Annotated in this window: 22 protein-coding genes and 2 other annotated features; all 22 genes read left to right on the forward strand. The window is 44.4% G+C overall.

Going from position 1 to position 19974, the window contains the following annotated elements:
• Positions 1 to 449: 449 nt before the first annotated feature.
• The 22 genes from ON01_RS00005 (at position 450) to ON01_RS00110 (ending at position 19906) form a co-directional block, all read left to right on the forward strand.
• A complete protein-coding gene (locus ON01_RS00005; protein WP_010528956.1) occupies positions 450 to 1151 on the forward strand; it encodes an MgtC/SapB family protein in 702 nt (233 codons plus the stop codon).
• A gap of 228 nt (positions 1152 to 1379) precedes the next feature.
• Positions 1380 to 1847, forward strand: coding sequence for a CtsR family transcriptional regulator (locus ON01_RS00010; protein ID WP_010528957.1), 468 nt, complete (start codon positions 1380 to 1382; stop codon positions 1845 to 1847).
• A gap of 16 nt (positions 1848 to 1863) precedes the next feature.
• Entirely contained in the window at positions 1864 to 2391 is a 528-nt protein-coding gene (gene mcsA, locus ON01_RS00015; protein ID WP_010528958.1) for a protein-arginine kinase activator protein McsA, read from the forward strand.
• Entirely contained in the window at positions 2388 to 3452 is a 1065-nt protein-coding gene (gene mcsB, locus ON01_RS00020; RefSeq protein WP_010528959.1) for a protein-arginine kinase McsB, read from the forward strand. The genes mcsA and mcsB overlap by 4 nt, the downstream gene beginning before the upstream one ends.
• A 17-nt stretch (positions 3453 to 3469) precedes the next feature.
• Positions 3470 to 5902, forward strand: a complete 2433-nt coding sequence (clpC, locus tag ON01_RS00025) for an ATP-dependent protease ATP-binding subunit ClpC (protein WP_010528960.1) — start codon at positions 3470 to 3472, stop codon at positions 5900 to 5902.
• Between the two features lie 244 nt (positions 5903 to 6146).
• Complete coding sequence (radA, locus tag ON01_RS00030; protein WP_010528961.1) at positions 6147 to 7520, forward strand: DNA repair protein RadA; 1374 nt, start codon at positions 6147 to 6149, stop codon at positions 7518 to 7520.
• 197 nt (positions 7521 to 7717) lie between these two features.
• Positions 7718 to 8815 (forward strand): PIN/TRAM domain-containing protein, encoded by a 1098-nt coding sequence (locus tag ON01_RS00035; protein ID WP_010528962.1) that lies wholly within the window; start codon positions 7718 to 7720, stop codon positions 8813 to 8815.
• Between the two features lie 109 nt (positions 8816 to 8924).
• Positions 8925 to 10394 carry a glutamate--tRNA ligase gene (gene gltX, locus ON01_RS00040; protein ID WP_010528963.1) on the forward strand — a complete coding sequence of 490 codons (1470 nt, stop codon included), beginning with the start codon at positions 8925 to 8927 and terminating at the stop codon, positions 10392 to 10394.
• A gap of 86 nt (positions 10395 to 10480) precedes the next feature.
• Positions 10481 to 10700: a binding site (T-box leader), on the forward strand.
• 103 nt (positions 10701 to 10803) lie between these two features.
• Positions 10804 to 11472 carry a serine O-acetyltransferase gene (gene cysE, locus ON01_RS00045; RefSeq protein WP_010528964.1) on the forward strand — a complete coding sequence of 223 codons (669 nt, stop codon included), beginning with the start codon at positions 10804 to 10806 and terminating at the stop codon, positions 11470 to 11472.
• Positions 11453 to 12865, forward strand: a complete 1413-nt coding sequence (gene cysS, locus ON01_RS00050) for a cysteine--tRNA ligase (RefSeq protein ID WP_010528965.1) — start codon at positions 11453 to 11455, stop codon at positions 12863 to 12865. Before cysE ends, cysS begins: the two co-directional genes overlap by 20 nt.
• Positions 12855 to 13253 carry a Mini-ribonuclease 3 gene (locus tag ON01_RS00055; RefSeq protein ID WP_010528966.1) on the forward strand — a complete coding sequence of 133 codons (399 nt, stop codon included), beginning with the start codon at positions 12855 to 12857 and terminating at the stop codon, positions 13251 to 13253. The genes cysS and ON01_RS00055 overlap by 11 nt, the downstream gene beginning before the upstream one ends.
• A 2-nt stretch (positions 13254 to 13255) precedes the next feature.
• Positions 13256 to 14005: a 23S rRNA (guanosine(2251)-2'-O)-methyltransferase RlmB gene (gene rlmB, locus ON01_RS00060; RefSeq protein WP_010528967.1), complete on the forward strand. Its 750-nt coding sequence runs from the start codon at positions 13256 to 13258 to the stop codon at positions 14003 to 14005.
• Entirely contained in the window at positions 14002 to 14511 is a 510-nt protein-coding gene (locus ON01_RS00065; protein WP_010528968.1) for an NYN domain-containing protein, read from the forward strand. The genes rlmB and ON01_RS00065 overlap by 4 nt, the downstream gene beginning before the upstream one ends.
• A 217-nt stretch (positions 14512 to 14728) precedes the next feature.
• On the forward strand, positions 14729 to 15382 hold the full coding sequence (gene sigH / locus ON01_RS00075) for an RNA polymerase sporulation sigma factor SigH (RefSeq protein WP_010528970.1): 654 nt from the start codon (positions 14729 to 14731) through the stop codon (positions 15380 to 15382).
• 80 nt (positions 15383 to 15462) lie between these two features.
• Positions 15463 to 15600: a 50S ribosomal protein L33 gene (gene rpmG, locus ON01_RS18660; protein ID WP_010528971.1), complete on the forward strand. Its 138-nt coding sequence runs from the start codon at positions 15463 to 15465 to the stop codon at positions 15598 to 15600.
• A gap of 37 nt (positions 15601 to 15637) precedes the next feature.
• Positions 15638 to 15814, forward strand: a complete 177-nt coding sequence (secE, locus tag ON01_RS00080; protein ID WP_010528972.1) for a preprotein translocase subunit SecE — start codon at positions 15638 to 15640, stop codon at positions 15812 to 15814.
• Between the two features lie 204 nt (positions 15815 to 16018).
• On the forward strand, positions 16019 to 16552 hold the full coding sequence (gene nusG / locus ON01_RS00085) for a transcription termination/antitermination protein NusG (RefSeq protein WP_010528973.1): 534 nt from the start codon (positions 16019 to 16021) through the stop codon (positions 16550 to 16552).
• 170 nt (positions 16553 to 16722) lie between these two features.
• Positions 16723 to 17148 carry a 50S ribosomal protein L11 gene (gene rplK, locus ON01_RS00090; RefSeq protein ID WP_010528974.1) on the forward strand — a complete coding sequence of 142 codons (426 nt, stop codon included), beginning with the start codon at positions 16723 to 16725 and terminating at the stop codon, positions 17146 to 17148.
• A gap of 168 nt (positions 17149 to 17316) precedes the next feature.
• On the forward strand, positions 17317 to 18012 hold the full coding sequence (gene rplA, locus ON01_RS00095) for a 50S ribosomal protein L1 (RefSeq protein WP_010528975.1): 696 nt from the start codon (positions 17317 to 17319) through the stop codon (positions 18010 to 18012).
• Positions 18013 to 18107: 95 nt separating this feature from the next.
• Positions 18108 to 18257: a sequence feature (ribosomal protein L10 leader region), on the forward strand.
• Positions 18258 to 18289: 32 nt separating this feature from the next.
• The gene (gene rplJ / locus ON01_RS00100; RefSeq protein WP_010528976.1) at positions 18290 to 18796 is read left to right on the forward strand and encodes a 50S ribosomal protein L10; all 507 of its coding nucleotides are present in this window, start codon (positions 18290 to 18292) and stop codon (positions 18794 to 18796) included.
• A 58-nt stretch (positions 18797 to 18854) separates the two neighbouring features.
• Entirely contained in the window at positions 18855 to 19220 is a 366-nt protein-coding gene (rplL, locus tag ON01_RS00105) for a 50S ribosomal protein L7/L12 (protein WP_010528977.1), read from the forward strand.
• Positions 19221 to 19303: 83 nt separating this feature from the next.
• Entirely contained in the window at positions 19304 to 19906 is a 603-nt protein-coding gene (locus ON01_RS00110; RefSeq protein WP_029328924.1) for a class I SAM-dependent methyltransferase, read from the forward strand.
• Positions 19907 to 19974: the final 68 nt, after the last annotated feature.

Here is a 19974-nt window from a genome sequence, read left to right on the forward strand (position 1 = left end):
ATGACATAAGAGGCTGAACCCAACAAAACTTGGATCAGCCTCTTTTATTATTTCTGTTATGAAAGGGTGTACATGAGTTTCACCCCGTATGTAACAGGCAGTAAGCCCCACTTCAAGAAGAGAAAAAAATCAAAAAGGATAAGAGGGGGATCCAACTGTCAGTAATACCCGATTCGTTCAACTAACAATGAGGTTGGGACATAACTAAAGTTTCAACTATAAAAACGAACGGTAATAAGATTCAGCGGAGTATACTTCCGGAGCGAGGTATTGCACTAATCATTTATTCTAATTGTTCAGATTTTTTTGTTTGGAAAGACACTTTTGTCCCAGCCTCATTGAAGTTTCACTTTATATTATATGGGAAATAAGTTCACCACGTTTAAAACTGTTTTACATCATATTTTTAAATTAATCCGTTATACATAGCAAGAGGGGAGGTTTAACCTGTGTTTGAATACTTGGATGAACTTGAACTTATTGGGGATAATTTTAATATTATTATGCTCCGCATTTTAATCGCCTTAATTTTATCCGGAGTAATCGGTTTTGAACGGGAATTAAAAAACCATTCCGCAGGGTTCAGAACTCATATACTGGTAGGCGTGGGAGCATGTTTGATGATGCTCCTGTCACTATATGGTTTTGAGACATTGATTGATGCATATGACAATATTCGTTTTGACCCGACCCGGATTCCGTCTTATGTCATAAGCGGTATTGGTTTCTTGGGCGCCGGTACAATTATTGTCAACGGCATGACTATCCGCGGTCTGACTACCGCCGCGTCCATTTGGACAGTTGCCGGGCTTGGTCTTGTGGTCGGAGCCGGTATGTATGGTGCGGCTGTATTTACAACGTTTATCATCCTGCTGAGTCTTATCTTTCTGAATAACTTTGAAAAATTATTCAGAAAGGAAAAGCCTTATCAAATTGAAATAACAGCACTTCCCGGATTAACAATCAATAGTGTCGTATCTGTTTTTGAATCTTGTTCGCTGGCGATTAAGCAGGTGCAAATTGAACGAATCGATGAAGACCTTCGAAATATTATCGTCAAAATTGCTCCTTATAAGAATTTAAATCAGGTAGAACTTTTTGAGGATATATCAAAAATTGATTATGTCAAAAATATCTCGGAACGAAAATAATTAAAATGAAATACAATGCTCATGTACTGTTGCTTGACGGGAACATTTTCATAGACTATCTCCGTTCTGAAATGGTCAGGATGTTTCAATTCCTCTAAAGTTGTCTAAGCTATTGATAAGATTACTTGCATCTTTGTGCGTAATACGTATAATGGAAGTATAGTCAAAGTTAGTCAAAGTCAAAACAACTTAAGTAGTGGACACCAACGTTGAAGAGGATGAGGAGATATGCGTAATATTTCTGATATCATAGAACAGCATTTAAAACAGATTTTGGAATCCGCCGGCAGGGATACGATTGATATTAAACGAAGTGAATTAGCAGAGGAATTTCAATGTGTGCCCTCCCAGATCAATTATGTGATTAAAACACGTTTTACTGTGGAAAAAGGATATATAGTGGAAAGTAAACGCGGCGGCGGCGGATATATCAGGATCATAAGAATTAAACATCAGGATAAAGCGGCGTTAATCGATGATATTATCGGCATGATCAATCCGAGTGTTTCACAGCAGGCGGCATTAGATGTGCTTGAACGGCTGATTGAAGAGGAACTGGTGACAAAACGTGAAGCTAAGATCATGTTAAGTGCCATTAACAGGGAGACACTTGCATTCCAGCTGCCATTGCGTGACGAAATTCGTGCACGGATCTTAACGTCGATGCTGACAACTCTGAAGTATTTGAATAGTTAATCGAGGGGGGACTAACGTGGAATGCCAAGAATGCCATGAACGGCCCGCTACGCTTCATTTCACCCAGGTGATCAACGGTGAAAAAACGGAAGTTTATGTGTGCGAAGTCTGTGCAAAAGAAAAAGGCTATATGAATTATCCGGAAGAAGGGTATTCACTTCAACATTTACTGTCCGGGCTGCTTAATTCAACATTCGAAAGCCCTAAAAGCACAACTGGCCAGCAGACAAAGGAATTGAAATGTCCGAAGTGTGAGATGACACTTTCAAAATTTAAGCGGCTGGGCAAATTTGGCTGTCCAGATTGCTATGAGACGTTTGCGGACAGCCTTGATCCCATTTTTCGTCGTGTTCACAGCGGTAACACAAAGCACTATGGAAAAATTCCGGCGCGCATCGGTGGAGATATGCGCCTTAAGAAGCAAGTTGATGTCTACAAGGAGGAACTGCAGCGGTTAATTAAAAATGAAGCATTTGAAGAAGCTGCAACCGTTCGGGACAAAATTAAAGAACTGGAAGAACAAACGCGGGGTGATGATTCATGACACTGCAGCACTTTATGAATGAAGCAATTAGTCCCTGGATGCGCGAAGAGGGGCCTGACAGCGATATCGTGTTGAGCAGCAGAATACGGCTGGCCAGAAATTTTGCCCAATATGCATTCCCGATTCTGGCAAATGAAGAGGATTTGAAATATATCAATGAATTCATCCATCAGGAGTATGAAAGTCAGTCATTCCAGGACTATCGTGATTTTGCATTTGTCCCTATCAAAGACTTGACGCCCGTGGAAAGACGTGTTTTAGTTGAAAAACATTTAATCAGCCCGCATCTGGCGGAACGAAATCATGCCTCAGCCGTACTTATATCTAAAAACGAACAGGTTTCAATTATGGTGAACGAGGAAGATCATCTCCGCATTCAGCTTTATTACCCCGGGTTTCAGCTGAACAAAGCTCTGCAGAAAGTTTTTGAACTGGACGATTGGCTGGAGGAAAAAATCGATTATGCCTTCGATGAAGAGCGCGGTTATTTGACCGGCTGCCCGACGAATGTCGGAACCGGTATGCGAGCGTCAGTCATGATGCATTTGCCGGCTTTGTCCTGGACACAGCAGATTAATCGGATGATCCCGGCTATTAATCAGCTTGGTCTTGTCGTCCGCGGCATTTACGGGGAAGGCAGTCAGGCAACAGGGAATATTTTTCAGATATCAAACCAGATAACACTTGGCAAGTCGGAAGAGGACATCGTGGAGGATCTGCAAAGTGTTGTCCGTGAACTTATTGAACATGAACGTAGCGCGAGAAATCAGATCATGGATCAGTCGCCCGTCAGGCTGGAGGACCGGATTTACCGATCCTACGGCGTGTTGACGTGCAGCCGGATCATAGAATCAAAAGAAACGGCAAAATGTTTATCAGATGTCCGATTTGGAATTGACTCAGGTATTATTGAAAATGTTTCAAGGAATATTTTGAACGAATTAATGGTGCTCACACAGCCCGGTTTTCTGCAGCAATATGCGAAAAAGACACTGACACCTAATGAACGGGATGTACTAAGGGCGTCACTTATTCGCGAGCGAATGCAATTAGAGAACTAGGTAGGGAGGAAAAGATTATGATGTTTGGACGTTTCACAGAACGCGCACAAAAAGTATTGGCATTGTCTCAGGAAGAAGCGGTGCGACTGGGGCACAATAATATCGGGACAGAGCATATCCTGCTTGGGCTTGTCCGTGAAGGCAATGGTATTGCAGCTAAGGCACTTGAATCTCTGGGTCTGGAAGTGACCAAGATTCAGCAGGAAGTGGAGAAACTGATCGGCACAGGCAAGCAGCCGATGCAAACCATTCATTATACACCGCGTGCCAAAAAGGTTGTGGAATTATCCCAGGACGAAGCACGTAAGTTAGGTCACTCGTATGTTGGCACAGAGCACATTCTGCTTGGGCTGATTCGTGAAGGAGAAGGCGTCGCAGCACGTGTTCTTAACAACCTAGGCGTTAGCCTTAATAAAGCACGCCAGCAGGTTCTGCAGCTTCTGGGCAGCAATGAATCTCAGGCAGGTCGCCACAACAGAAGTTCGCAGTCATCGAATGCCAATACACCAACGCTTGATTCGCTGGCACGCGATTTGACTGAAAGTGCCAAGGAAGGGAATGTTGACCCGGTTATCGGCCGCAGCCAGGAAATTGAGCGAGTCATCCAGGTATTAAGCCGGCGTACTAAGAACAATCCGGTCTTGATCGGGGAGCCTGGCGTCGGTAAAACAGCTGTTGCGGAAGGCCTTGCCCAGCAAATCGTCAACAATGAAATCCCGGAAATACTCCGTGACAAGCGTGTCATGACGCTTGACATGGGGACGGTTGTAGCTGGTACAAAATACCGGGGTGAATTTGAAGACCGTCTAAAAAAAGTGATGGAAGAAATTCGCCAGGCAAACAACATTATCCTGTTTATTGATGAATTACACACATTAATTGGTGCGGGTGGCGCAGAAGGGGCAATCGATGCTTCCAATATTTTAAAACCAGCATTGTCCAGGGGAGAACTGCAATGTATTGGCGCCACTACGCTTGATGAATATCGTAAATATATCGAAAAAGATGCTGCCCTTGAACGCAGATTCCAGCCAATTCAGGTCGATGAACCAACGTTGGATGAAACGGTCCAGATTTTAAAAGGGTTGCGCGACCGGTATGAAGCTCACCACCGTGTGACCATCCCAGATGAATCCATTGAGGCAGCAGCCAATTTATCTGACCGGTACATCACAGACCGTTTTCTGCCTGATAAAGCCATCGACTTGATTGATGAGGCCGGTTCTAAAGTTCGCTTGAGTTCTTATACTGTTCCGCCAGACTTAAAAGAACTTGAGCAGAAACTTGACGATGTGCGCAAAGAAAAGGATTCCGCCGTTCAAAGTCAGGAGTTCGAAAAAGCCGCTTCATTACGAGATTCCGAGCAACGCCTGCGTGAAGAACTGGAAGAAACGAAAAATAAATGGAAAGAAAAGCAGGGTCAGAAGGATTCTGAAGTAACGGTAGAAGACATAGCAAAAGTCGTCTCCATCTGGACAGGTGTGCCGGTTTCCAGGCTGACAAAAGATGAAAGCGAACGGCTCTTGAACCTGGAAGAGACCCTGCATAATCGGGTGATTGGCCAGGAGGAAGCGGTGGAAGCAGTAGCCAAAGCTATCCGCCGGGCACGTGCCGGGCTGAAAGACCCTAAACGGCCAATCGGATCGTTCATTTTCCTCGGGCCTACCGGTGTCGGTAAAACGGAACTTGCAAGGGCACTGGCCGAATCCATGTTTGCTGATGAAGAAGCCATGATCCGGATTGATATGTCGGAGTATATGGAAAAGCATGCCACCTCCCGTCTTGTAGGTTCGCCTCCGGGATATGTCGGTTATGATGAAGGTGGACAACTGACTGAGAAGGTCCGGACAAAGCCATATTCAGTTGTCTTGCTCGACGAAGTGGAAAAGGCGCACCCTGAAGTATTTAATATTTTGCTGCAGGTGCTTGAGGATGGACGCCTTACCGATTCCAAAGGTCGTGTCGTTGATTTCCGCAACACTGTTCTAATCATGACATCAAACGTCGGCGCTAACGAACTGAAACGAAATAAATATGTCGGATTCGCACTGGATGATGACCAGGAACAAGACTATCAGAACATGAAAACAAAGGTGACCGACGAATTGAAAAAAGCATTCCGTCCTGAATTCCTGAACCGGATTGACGAAACAATCGTGTTCCATTCATTAGAACGCAAACATATGAAATATATCGTCAATCTAATGATTAAACAGCTTCAGAGCCGTTTGATACAACAGGATATTGAATTCACTCTTACTGACAAAGCTGTTGAGAAGATTGCCAATGAAGGGTTTGATCCGGAATACGGTGCGCGGCCATTGCGCAGATCAATTCAGAAAAATATCGAGGATATGCTTTCCGAAGAGCTGCTGAAGGAAAACTTCCAAAAAGGCGAAAAAGTGAAAATCGGTTTGAATAACAAAGGGGAATTCATTATTCTACCGTAATCAAAAAATTTACAGCAGGAAATGGTGTCCAAAAAGCTGGAAGGAAGCAACCTTTCAGCTTTTTGCGTTACAGCAGAGCAGAAGACAAATGTTATAATGAAGGATGTTCACTCTTTTTTAAACGTCTGTTTTTCGGTTTGTGGAATAAATATGGAACGAAATTTATGAAACTGATAGAGAGCTGTAACTTTTATGTGATGTCAATCGTATATAATAGAGACTATAGTGAAGGGAAAGGTTCATATTGGCTAAACGGAAAATGAAGTATGTTTGTCAGGAATGCGGCTATGAATCTGCCAAATGGATGGGCAAGTGCCCAGGGTGCAACAATTGGAATACACTCGTTGAGGAAATAGAAGCATCATCTGCGGGCGGCAGGCATACAATGAGCAGGGACGGCAGATCTGCCAGTCAGCCCGAGAGCATTACATCAATTGAAACAAAAAAAGAGCCCCGGATCACAACCGGAATGAAGGAATTTAACAGAGTGCTCGGCGGGGGCGTTGTTCCCGGGTCACTTGCACTGATAGGTGGTGACCCGGGAATTGGAAAGTCTACATTGCTGCTGCAAGTATCCTCACAGCTCGCTGAGAAGCAATTGCCGGTCCTTTATATCTCCGGTGAGGAATCAATCCGGCAGACAAAACTGCGGGCAGACAGGCTTGGTGTGAGTTCAGATTTGTTGTATGCGATGGCTGAGACCAACTTGCTTGACATCATCAATCAGATTGAACAAATCAAGCCGGCGTTCGTCGTGATAGATTCGATTCAGACAATCTATCGTGAAGAAGTGACAAGCGCTCCGGGAAGTGTCTCCCAAGTGCGCGAAAGTACCGGTGAATTAATGCGTGTTGCCAAGTCAAACGGTATCCCTATCTTTATTGTCGGGCACGTGACCAAAGAAGGAGCGATCGCCGGACCTCGGATGCTGGAGCATATGGTAGATGCTGTCCTATATTTTGAAGGGGAACGTCATCATACATACCGGATTTTGCGCAGTGTCAAAAATCGTTTCGGAAGCACACACGAAATGGGTATTTTTGAAATGAAAGAGGAAGGTTTAAGGGAAGTCATGAATCCATCCGAAATCTTTCTGGAAGAAAGGTCGCAGGGGGCAGCCGGTTCAACTGTTGTTGCTTCGATGGAAGGTACGCGTCCGGTACTGGTGGAGATCCAGGCATTGATTTCACCCACCAGCTTTGGGAATCCGCGACGCATGGCAACCGGTATTGATACAAATCGCGTGCCGCTTTTGATGGCTGTTCTGGAAAAGCGCGTTGGTCTTATGCTTCAGAATCAGGATGCATACATTAAAGTGGCAGGCGGCGTGAAACTGGATGAGCCAGCCATTGATTTGGCTGTGGCTGTCAGTATTGCATCAAGCTTCCGCAACCACCCGACAAGGCCAGAAGATATTGTGATTGGCGAGGTTGGACTGACGGGTGAAATCAGGCGTGTGGCCCGGATTGAGCAGCGTGTGCAGGAGGCGGCAAAACTTGGCTTCAAACGGGTCATTTGTCCGCAAAAGAACCTAGAAGGCTGGGCCCCGCCCGAGTCGATTCAGATCGTAGGTGTCAATACGGTCCAGGAGGCGCTGGATGAAGGTTTGACACGCTGATCCGGTCGTTTTTAATTCTCCGCACCCTGAAACATTAAATTGACAATTTAAATGAAATGTGATAAAATATATTGTTTTATAAATTGACGGACTTTTGCAGTTGTGGTAGGCTTTAGGTGATACTTGGAATTAAATCTGGCGAATAACGGTTATTCTATAAAAAATGGGTAATAATAAACGATAGGAGGTGAGTAATGGTGCTGAAAATGATTGTCCATTTATTTTTTATCATTAGTGGAGGTACCATTGGATTTCTGTATATCCCGGAGATTGTCAGGTTGCTGGACTTTACCGACGCGGCTTGGGCTGCATCCCCTTATTTAGGCATGGTCATAGGTGCAATTATATTATTTGTTATCTCTTATTTTGTCGCGGAGTTTATCGTTGGGTTCTTACGATGGATTGAAGAGGCACTGATCAAGATTCCGGTAAGTGATTTGCTGTTTGGAAGTTTTGGCCTGATTGGCGGTTTGGTGATTGCATATCTAGTGAACATCCCGCTGACCGACATTAATATTTATCTTGTTTCACAGGTTTTACCGCTCTTTATTACCATTTTACTTGGTTATTTCGGGTTTCAGGTTGGTTTCAGGCGTCGGGATGAACTAATGAATCTGCTTAACTTTAACCGGAAAGAACGGGATAAAAAACGTGTCTCCGACATGGAGGCTCCTCAACAAATCCGGCCGAAGTCCAAAATATTGGATACAAGTGTGATTATTGACGGCCGTATCGCTGACATTTGCCAGACAAACTTCTTGGAGGGGACAATTGTCATCCCTCAGTTTGTACTTGGCGAGCTGCAGCATATCGCTGATTCCTCTGATGTGCTGAAACGGAATCGCGGGCGCCGCGGACTTGATGTGCTCAACCGGATTCAAAAGGAATTGCCGGTGGAAGTTGAAATCTACGAAGGTGATTTTGAAGATATTCCGGAAGTAGACAGCAAGCTAATTAAACTTGCGAAGGTAATTGACGGTATCGTTGTAACCAATGACTTCAACTTAAATAAGGTATGTGACCTTCAGGGTGTGCCTATTTTGAATATCAATGACCTGGCAAATGCCGTCAAGCCGGTTGTCCTGCCGGGTGAGGAATTAATGGTTCATGTAATCAAAGACGGCAAGGAACACAATCAGGGCATCGCTTATTTGGATGATGGCACAATGATTGTGGTCGAAGAAGGTCACGATTACATCGGCAAGAAAATTGAGGTTCTGATTACAAGCGTGCTGCAGACGTCAGCAGGAAGAATGATCTTTGCAAAACCAAAATTACTTGAAAAAGCCTTGTAAAAGCGGTATAACTTAAGAAGGATACAAAAAGTGATAACCTTGGATGTTATCACTTTTTATGCGTATGATATATTTGTCATTATTCATAAATTAAGAAAGGAGCGCCACCATGACAAATCAGGTTCGTGTACGTTATGCACCGAGTCCGACCGGTCATTTACACATAGGGAACGCACGTACAGCTCTATTTAATTATTTATATGCGAAACATTTTGACGGGAAGTTTATTATCCGGATTGAAGATACCGATGCCAAGCGCAATGTCGCTGGCGGAGAAGAAAGCCAGATGATGTATTTGAAATGGCTCGGCATTGAGTGGGATGAAGGCGCTGATATCGGCGGCGAATATGGCCCATACCGCCAGATGGAGCGGCTGGAAATCTATCAGCAATATGTTGACGAGTTGCTTGAGAAAGGTTTGGCCTACAAATGCTATATGACCGAGGAAGAATTGGAACAGGAGCGTGAAGAGCAGCGTGCCAAAGGGCAAGTTCCAAAATACGCCGGTGCTCATCGCCACCTGAGTGCGGAACAAATCGAGGCGTTTGAACAGGAAGGGCGCAAGCCAAGCATTCGCATGCGTGTTCCTAATAATAAGTCGTATACGTTCAATGATATTGTCCGCGGAAATATTACCTTCGAATCCAGTGATTTTGGCGATTGGGTGATCGTCAAAAAGAATGGTGCACCGACCTATAATTTTGCTGTGGCCATCGATGACCATCTGATGGGAATCACGGATGTATTGCGCGGCGAGGAGCATATTTCGAACACGCCAAAGCAAATGATGGTCTATGAAGCATTTGGCTGGGAGCCGCCGAATTTCGGCCATATGACCCTGATCCTTAATGAAGAACGCAAAAAGCTGAGCAAGCGTGATGAACATATTCTGCAATTCATTGAGCAATATCGCAATCTGGGCTATTTGCCTGAAGCCTTGTTTAATTTTATCACATTACTTGGCTGGTCACCGGTCGGTGAAGAGGAGATCTTCACACAGGACGAGCTGATTAAGATTTTTGATCCGAACCGTCTGTCAACGTCGGCTGCTATTTTTGACCGGCATAAACTGAAGTGGATGAACAACGAATATATTAAAGCTGCGGATACTGAGCGAATCATCGAACTGGCGATGCCGCACTTGATTGAAGCGGGGAAATTGCCGAATAATATGGATGCAGCCACAAGAGAGTGGGCTGAGAAGGTTATTACACTGTATCAGGAGCAGTTGCGGTACGGGGCTGAAATTGTAGAGCTGACTGAGCTGTTTTTCAATGACTCCATCAGCTACGATGAGGGGGCTATGGATGTGTTGCAGCAGGAACAGGTCCCTGAGGTGCTTCAGGTCTTTACGGATAAGTTGATCCACCTGGAGAACTTTGAGAAAGATGCCATTAAACAGCAGATCAAGGCAACCCAAAAAGAAACCGGCCACCGAGGCAAAAAACTGTTTATGCCAATCCGGGTTGCGACGACCGGTCAGACACACGGACCGGAGCTGCAGACGGCAATTGAATTGTTGGGCAGAGACACTGTCGTGAGCCGCCTGCATAATTTATTAAACCAGCTCGGAGCTTAATAATTCACATTTAGAGCTAAATATAATATAGTGATAACACAATTAATCAAAAAGGGCATCTGCCACTCTTTTTGAACTGACTGTAATAGAGAGCGTTGACAAGGAGAAGTAAAGAACGCCCCTGCTTATCCAGAGAGAATCATCACCGGCTGCAAGTGATTCTGAGCATCGTTTTTGAAATGCACCTTGGAGCCCGTTATGGAATGCCAGTATATAACGGCGGTCCTCAACCGTTAACAGAGCCAAAGCCGGGAGAAAGCCGACTTTCTCCAAACAGGGTGGAACCGCGTCATAAGCGCCTCTGTGTAATCATTACACAGAGGCGCTTATTTTTTTAGCAGAAAAGTATCATAGTGGCTTACTGCATAAATACAACCTATATAACTCAAAGGGAGAGGAAGTAATTACAATGGGCATCTTTAAACGGATGAAGGAAGATATGGATGTTGTGTTTGACCAGGACCCTGCAGCGCGGTCATATATTGAAGTGTTCCTGACTTATTCAGGGCTTCACGCTATCTGGGCACATCGCATGGCGCACTTTTGCTATAAACGCAACTTGCTTTTTATAGCACGAGCTATTTCCCAAATCAGCCGTTTCTTTACCGGTATTGAGATTCACCCCGGAGCAAAAATCGGACGAAAGTTTTTTATTGATCACGGTATGGGAGTGGTCATCGGCGAGACATGCGAAATCGGTGATAATGTCACCTTGTTCCAGGGTGTGACACTCGGCGGCACGGGTAAAGAAAAAGGGAAACGGCATCCCACAGTCAAAGATAATTCGATGGTGACAACCGGTGCCAGAGTACTCGGCAACATTACAATCGGTAACAGTTCAAAAGTTGGAGCAGGTTCAGTTGTTTTAAAAGATGTGCCTGATCATTCAACCGTCGTAGGGGTCCCGGGCCGGGTTGTTGTGCAAAACGGGGAAAAAGTTCGTAAAAACCTCGATCATCATAAACTGCCTGATCCTGTGGCTGACCGGTGTGAACGGCTGCAGGAGGAAATTGATGAGTTGAAAGAAGAGATAGCAAAGTTAAAGGAAGTGAAGCAGAATGGCGATAACGATTTATAATACACTGACACATGACAAAGAAGCGTTTAAACCACTCGATGCAGGCAAGGTCCGCATGTACGTCTGCGGCCCGACTGTCTATAATTATATTCATATCGGCAATGCCCGGCCTGCCATTGTGTTCGATACCGTCCGACGCTACCTTGAATATAAAGAATATGAAGTGGATTACGTTTTGAATTTTACGGATGTGGACGACAAGATCATCAATGCAGCCAATGAACTGAATGAGCAAGTGCCGGATGTGGCAAACCGGTTTATAGAAGCCTACCTGAGTGATGTGGAAGCGCTCGGCGTCAAAAAAGCCACCTATAACCCGAGAGTTACCGAAACGATGGATGATATCATACGTTTTATCTCAAATCTGATCAGTAAAGGATATGCCTATGAAGTGGATGGGGATGTTTATTTCAAACCCCGTTCGTTTGACGATTACGGGAAATTATCACACCAGTCCATAGATGAATTGCGAAGCGGTGCACGTATACAGGTTGGCGAGAAAAAGGAAGATCCGCTCGATTTTGCCTTATGGAAAAAAGCAAAGGATGATGAGATTGCCTGGGATTCACCATGGGGGCAAGGACGTCCTGGGTGGCATATCGAATGCTCCGCAATGGCCAAAAAGTATCTTGGCGAGACGATTGATATTCATGCCGGCGGTCAGGATCTGACATTTCCGCACCACGAGAATGAAATCGCGCAGTCGGAAGCAATGACCGAAAAGCCGTTTGCTAATTACTGGATGCATAATGGGTATATTAATATTGATAACGAAAAAATGTCCAAATCACTTGGCAACTTTGTTTTAACAAAAGATATTATTTCACAGCATGATCCACAGGTTATCCGCTTTTTCATGCTCAGTGTCCATTATCGGAATCCAATTAATTTCACTGAAGAGTTGCTTCAGGGAGCAAAAAACAGTCTTGACCGGATTAAAAACGCTTGGACCAATCTGGAACACCGCAGCCAGTCAAGTATGGACCTGACAGATAAAAGTAATGCGTGGCTGGAGAAAATCAGCCAGCTGCACAATCAATTTGAGGCGGCAATGGATGACGACTTTAATACAGCGAATGCCATCTCGGTTTTATTTGAACTGACAAAAGAGGCAAACGTGTACCTTGAGGAAAAACAGACAGATACACATGTTATCAGGGCTTTCCAGGAAAGCATGAACACCGTGCTTGATGTACTGGGAATCCGGATGGAAACAGAAGAACCGCTGCTGGATGAGGACATCGAAGCATTGCTGAAGGCGCGGACTGAAGCCAGAAAAAACCGTGACTTCGGCCGGGCCGATGAAATTCGCGACGCCCTGAAGGGGAAAAATATTATCCTGGAAGATACGCCTCAAGGCACCCGGTGGAAAAGAGCAGACAATGGGTCTTGATGTCAGACAGATGAAGAGCCTTGCGCTTGCCTATATGGGGGATGCGGTTTACGAGGTGCATGTGCGAGAGCACCTTTTAAAAGCCGGAAAAGTAAAGCCTAACCAACTCCACAAAGAAGCTGTCTCGTTCGTCTCGGCCAAATCACAGGCAGCGATTGTTCTGCACTGGATGGAGATAAATTATCTGACCGCTGAAGAAGAAAAGGTTGTTACCCGAGGGAGAAATGCGAAATCCGGAACTGTCCCAAGGAACACAAGTGTCCAGACATATCGCTATAGTACAGCGTTTGAGGCACTGATCGGCTATTATTATTTACTGGAAGATAAAGAGCGCTTAACCGAACTGCTGAATGCAGCTGTGGCGTTCGTTGAAGGGAGGAAGGGTTGACAATGGAGCAGGAAATCATTATGGGCAAGAATCCCGTTATAGAAGCATTGAAATCAGGAAGACCGGTTAACAAAGTGTTTGTTTCAGAACACCTGAATAAAGGCTTATCCGGAAAATTGCAGCAATTAAGCAAAAGTGCCGGTACCATTATACAAAAAGTGCCGAAAAATAAGCTTGACCAAATGGTCACCGGGAACCATCAGGGGGTTGTTGCCTATGTTGCCTCTTACGCTTATGCATCACTGGAGGACTTGTTTTCCAATGCAGAGAAGCGGCATGAAGCACCATTCTTCATCATTTTAGATCAGCTGGAGGATCCACACAATTTGGGTTCCATACTGCGCAGTGCAGATGCAGTGGGTGCACATGGCGTGATCATTCCAAAGCGGCGTTCTGTCGGGCTAACAAACGCAGTCTCCAAAACGGCTGCAGGTGCCCTGGAACATGTACCGGTTGCACGGGTAACCAATATTGCCAATACGATTGAGGAACTGAAGAAACGTTATGTATGGGTTGTCGGAACAGAGGCTGATGCGACTGAAGATTACCGGGAGCTCGATGGGACACTGCCGATTACTCTGGTGATTGGTAATGAAGGCAAGGGGATGAGCCGGCTGGTAAGAGACAAATGTGACTGGACACTCAGCCTGCCAATGAAAGGGCATGTGTCCTCCCTTAATGCATCTGTTGCTTGCAGTTTATTGCTTTACGAGGTGTTCCGCAAACGATATCCGGCTGGTGACTCATCATGAATGTGCTCGTGGTGGACGGCTATAATATTATCGGCGACTGGGAGGAACTACGCAAGCTGAAGCAGACCAGCATTGGACAAGCACGAGACATGCTAATTGAAAAGCTGGCCGAATATCAGGCGTATACTGGTATGCGGGTGATTATCGTATTTGATGCGTACTATGTAAAAGGAATCGCAAGCAAATTGAAGGAATATCAGGTTGAAATCATTTATACCAAAGAGAATGAAACAGCCGATGAATGTATTGAACGAATTGTAAAAGATTTAAAGAACGTGATTAATCAGGTTTATGTAGCAACCTCAGACTATGCGGAACAGCGAACCATTTTTGGCCGGGGGGCTTTAAGGAAATCGGCACGGGAACTGCAAATCGAACTGGATGATATCGATAAAGAAATAGGACAGCAGATAGAAAAGCATCAAAAAGTTCAGCCACAGATTAAAATCCCATTGACAGAAGATGTCCTGGAGAAATTTGAAAAGTGGCGGCGGGGGGATTCGTAATCTCTTTGTCTGGCCGATGGCAAAAAGCTGAGGAATGCTTGGATCTTATGCATGACACGAAGAAAAAGTATTTTTCTATTTCGGATAAATTCTGGATAGAGCCGCTCTTCCTCTGGCATCGAAGGAATTCACTTTTTAAATCTAATTTGACTAGCAGGAAGCGCTTACTGTATAATACCTTTAAATTGACTGCAGTGCAGCCGGGGGGTCTTTTTTGGTGAGTGTCAAGCTGGCAGAAAGAGATTATCAGGTTCTGGAATCGCTTCATGATGACGAAATTATTCGCTTGATCCATCAGGGGGATAGCCATGTGCTGGACTTTCTGATACATAAATATATTAATTATGTGCGGGCCAAAGCACGTACATACTTTATTATTGGTGCTGATAAAGAAGATATCATTCAAGAAGGCATGATCGGCCTCTATAAGGCAATCCGTGATTATGATGGGGACAAGCTCTCATCATTTAAGGCATTTGCCGAACTTTGTGTTACCAGACAGATAATTACCGCCATCAAAACGGCTACACGACAGAAACATACCCCGCTCAACTCCTATGTGTCTCTGGATAAACCAATTTATGATGAAGAATCTGACCGAACTCTGCTGGATGTAATTGCTGGTTCAAAATCATTTGATCCTCAGGAATTGCTTGAAAACAGGGAAAGATTTTTTGATATGGAAGGAAAACTATCGGAACTATTAAGCGACCTGGAAAAAAAGGTTCTGAGCTTATATATGGATGGCTGTACATATCAGGAGATTTCGGTCAAATTAAAACGGCATGTTAAATCAATCGATAACGCCCTGCAGCGCATCAAACGTAAATTGGAGCTGCTCCTGGAAGCGAACGGAGCAGGGATTGGGTAGTCCATTGACACTTCATGCGAGCCGTGCTACATTTGTATGAGTGAAAACCCTGAGAGCGGGGTGGTACGGGTGACAAAAAAGTGATACTGGCTTGTACTTCGTGTGCAAGCAGAAATTATACGTCGAGCAAAAATGCATCCAAGCAGCCTGAACGATTAGAAATAAAGAAATACTGCAAAACATGCGGCAAACACACATTGCATCGCGAGACAAAATAAAAGCGTTATTCAGGCAGGGTGTGGAGGGGGACAACCTTTGAAAATCATTAAATTTTTCAAGAATGTTTCAAGAGAGATGAAAAAGGTCAGCTGGCCAAAAGGCCGCGAGCTGACAAGCTATACAATAACTGTATTAACAACGGTCACATTTGTTGCAGTGTTTTTTGCAATCGTTGATCTTGGCATTTCACAACTGCTGAATTTATTTTTTTAACCGCAAATCTTGAATAACAAACCTGTTTTTATGCTATAATGGAAAATAATATTTTGATTTAAAAAACCCGGAGATATCGGGTTTTTTAATATGGTTGAATTTCTGCGGTTAAGAAGGCTCAATACTGCTGCTAAGGCTGTCTAAAGCAAAAAAGTTAAAAAAGTCAATTAAGGGAGGGAAGGGCAAGCCAATTGTCCTGATCACATGGAAAAAAACTGGTATGCAATCCACACTTATTCTGGCTACGAAAACAAGGTGAAGACGAATCTTGAAAAACGTGTGGGAACAATGGGTATGGAGGATAAGATCTTCCGGGTTCTTGTGCCGGAAGATGAAGAGACGGAAATCAAAAATGGCAAGAAGAAAGTGGTCAAAAAGAAATTTTTCCCCGGCTATGTTCTCGCGGAAATGGTCATGACGGACGATTCGTGGTACGTGGTGCGCAACACCCCAGGAGTCACCGGGTTCGTCGGGTCAAGCGGACACGGGACAAAGCCAACGCCCCTTCTGCCTGATGAAATAGATGCGGTGCTCAAACGGATGGGTGTATCCGAGCCTGTTAAACAAGTTGATTTTGAATTGAAAGAGAACGTGAAAGTTGCCGATGGACCGTTCAGCGAATTTACAGGCACCATCGAGCACATCGATGCCGATAAGCAGAAACTAAAAGTACATGTTAATATGTTCGGACGCGAAACGCCTGTTGAACTCGATTTTTCCCAGGTGGAAAAGCTGTAAAAGAAGAAATCAAATCTATAAAATCATAAGCAATACCTTGCATAATTTGATAATACATGCTAAAATTCTTTTGTTATTTATGTCCCCGGTAAGATGCGGGGATTTGTAATGTTGAGTGGGAGGGGAACTTACCCTATTACCACATCACGGACTTTAAGGAGGTGTGTCTCGTGGCTAAAAAAGTAATTAAACTAGTGAAGCTGCAAATCGAGGCCGGTAAAGCAAATCCAGCGCCGCCGGTAGGACCGGCATTGGGTCAGGCTGGTGTGAATATCATGGGATTCTGTAAAGAATTTAACGCTCGTACCCAGGATCAGGCTGGTATGATTATTCCGGTTGAGATTACGGTTTTCGAAGATCGTTCATTTACATTTATTACGAAAACCCCGCCAGCTGCAGTACTGCTGAAAAAGGCGGCCGGTATTGATACAGCATCAGGCGAACCGAATCGTAATACAGTTGCTTCGGTCAAACGTGATCAGGTACAGGAAATTGCGGAAACCAAAATGCCTGACTTGAACGCAGCTGATTTGGATGCTGCTGTACGTATGGTTGAAGGAACCGCACGCAGCATGGGTATTTCGATTGAAGACTAATGCGCGTTAAACATGAATAAATACAGTTGCGATAAATGGTCTGCCATATTACGCAACTTTTTTCATGAAAATGCCTCAGTGCCCTGTTCATCACCCTGGACGGCGCTGACGAGCATTTTTAAGTGGGAGGTCTTACCGCTAAAAACCACAACCTGAGGAGGAAGTAAAATGGTTAAAAGAAGTAAAAGATATCAAGAAGTTGCCAAGCTTGTTGATCGTTCAAAAGCATATGATGCCGAAGAAGCGGTCGCTTTACTGAAAGAAACCGCAAAGGCAAACTTTGATGAAACAGTTGAGGCTGCTTTCCGTCTGGGAGTTGACCCTAAGAAAGCTGACCAGCAGATCCGCGGTGCTATGGTTCTGCCGAACGGAACCGGTAAAACCCAGCGTGTCCTGGTATTTGCAAAAGGCGATAAGGCTACAGAGGCCGAAAATGCCGGAGCGGATTACGTCGGAGAGCAGGATCTTATCAATAAAATCAATCAGGGCTGGTTTGATTTCGATGTTGTTGTGGCAACACCGGACATGATGGCTGAAGTAGGTAAACTAGGCCGTGTGCTTGGACCTAAAGGGCTCATGCCTAACCCTAAAACAGGCACGGTAACATTCGAAATTGAAAAAGCTGTAAATGAAATTAAAGCCGGTAAAGTGGAATATCGTGTTGACAAATCCGCCAATATTCATGTTCCGCTTGGAAAAATCTCATTTGATAACCAGAAATTGGTTGAGAACTTTGAAGCAATTGCTGATGCACTTATGAAAGCAAAGCCACAGGCAGCAAAAGGTGTTTATATGCGCAATGCTTCTGTAACGTCCACAATGGGACCAGGCATCCGAGTCGATGTTTCCGGCTACCGCAGTTAATATCAATCAGCTTAATTGGCCACAGGGCTTGACGGTTTACGGCAGATTGCATGGTTGACTTTTAGTGAGTGGTCAAGTACAATGAATGACGTTATAGAGATGAATACGTTATACCGTAGACAGCAGGTGCAGATAATGCTTAATTTCCTGCCGAGGTGTTGGACAGCAAATGGATAACCCCCCGAATGGGCTCCCATTTGTCATACAAGCCTCCATGTCTGCATGGAGGCTTTCTTAATAAATGCGGTATGATGAACATTTAACAGGAGGTGGAATGATGGCTAATGCAAATATTATCGAGCAGAAAAAGCAGCTTGTAGATGAAATTGCAGATAAATTCCGCGACAGTCAGTCAACAATGCTGGTGGACTACCGCGGGCTTGACGTTGCTGAAGCAGATGAATTGCGTAAACAATTGCGTGAAGCAAACGTGGAATTTAAAGTATACAAAAACACCATGACACGCCGTGCAGTGGAAAAAGCCGACCTGAATGGCTTGTCCGAAACACTCGTCGGCCCGACTGCAGTTGCTTTCAGTAATGATGACGTTGTAGCGCCGGCTAAAATTCTTAACAACTTCTCTAAAGAGCACGAAGCTTTGGAAATTAAAGGCGGCGTCATTGAAGGCGAAATTGCCTCCCTTGAGCAAATCAAGGAACTTGCAGACCTGCCGAACTACGAAGGCATGGTATCAATGCTGCTCAGCGTATTGCAAGCACCAGTGCGCAACTTTGCATACGCAACAAAAGCTATTGCAGATCAGAAAGAAGAACAAGGTGCATAATTTGGCTGCCGGTATTCCGGCTTTCGGATAACCAAACGATAAAAATGGAGGAATAAAAATGGATAATCAGCAAATTATTGATGCGATTAAAGAAATGTCTGTTTTAGAATTAAATGATTTAGTTAAAGCAATTGAAGAAGAATTTGGCGTAACTGCTGCAGCGCCAGTTGCAGTTGCTGGTGGAGATGGCGGCGGAGAAGCTGCTGAAGAACAAACTGAATTTGATGTAGAACTTCAGGACGCTGGCGATTCTAAAATTAAGGTTGTTAAAGCAGTCCGCGAAATCACTGGTCTTGGCCTGAAAGATGCAAAAGAACTGGTTGATAACGCTCCTAAAGCTGTTAAAGAAGGCGCAACTAAAGAAGAAGCTGAAGAAATCAAAGGCCAGCTTGAAGAAGCAGGCGCAACTATAGAACTTAAGTAGTTTGATGAATGAGAGCTCGTCGGTATTACGACGGGCTCTATATATATTTTACCTTCACATTACACAACGAAGCGGGTGTCCAAATGTCTGAGCATTACTTTTCACAAAACCCTCAATCCAAAAGTTCACCTAAGAAATGGAATTACCGGCTGAGAGGCGAGAATTTTATGTTCGAGAGCGATTATGGCGTATTCTCCAAACATCAGGTAGACTACGGTTCGCGATTGCTGATTGAACATTTTGAAAAGCCCGCGATTGCGGGGAATTTCCTCGATCTTGGCTGTGGCTACGGACCAATAGGAATCGCTGTTGCGCATAGTTATAAAGACCGCACTGTTATGCTGACAGACATTAATGAACGGGCAATCGCACTCGCTGAAAAAAATGCGTATTACAACGATGTAACCAATGTTGAATTTGCACTAAGTGATCGGTTTAATCATCTTAAAGATAGAAAATTTGCAGCCATTCTTACCAACCCTCCTATTCGGGCGGGCAAACGGACTGTTTATCAGATGTTTGAAGACAGCAGGTATGCCCTGCTGAAGAATGGAGAGTTGTGGGTGGTCATCCAGAAAAAGCAGGGAGCGCCATCTGCAATGGATAAATTGAAAGATTTATTCGGAAATGTTAAAGTAATTGACCGCAGTAAAGGCTATTATGTTTTAGCGGCTAAAAATGATTGACCTTATAGTTTACTTATGATATTATATTAAAATGCTAATATGGGACTTCTTTTGTCAAGTGAAGATTT

Source organism: Lentibacillus jeotgali (assembly GCF_000224785.1).
Taxonomy (GTDB): Bacteria; Bacillota; Bacilli; order Bacillales; family Amphibacillaceae; genus Lentibacillus; species Lentibacillus jeotgali.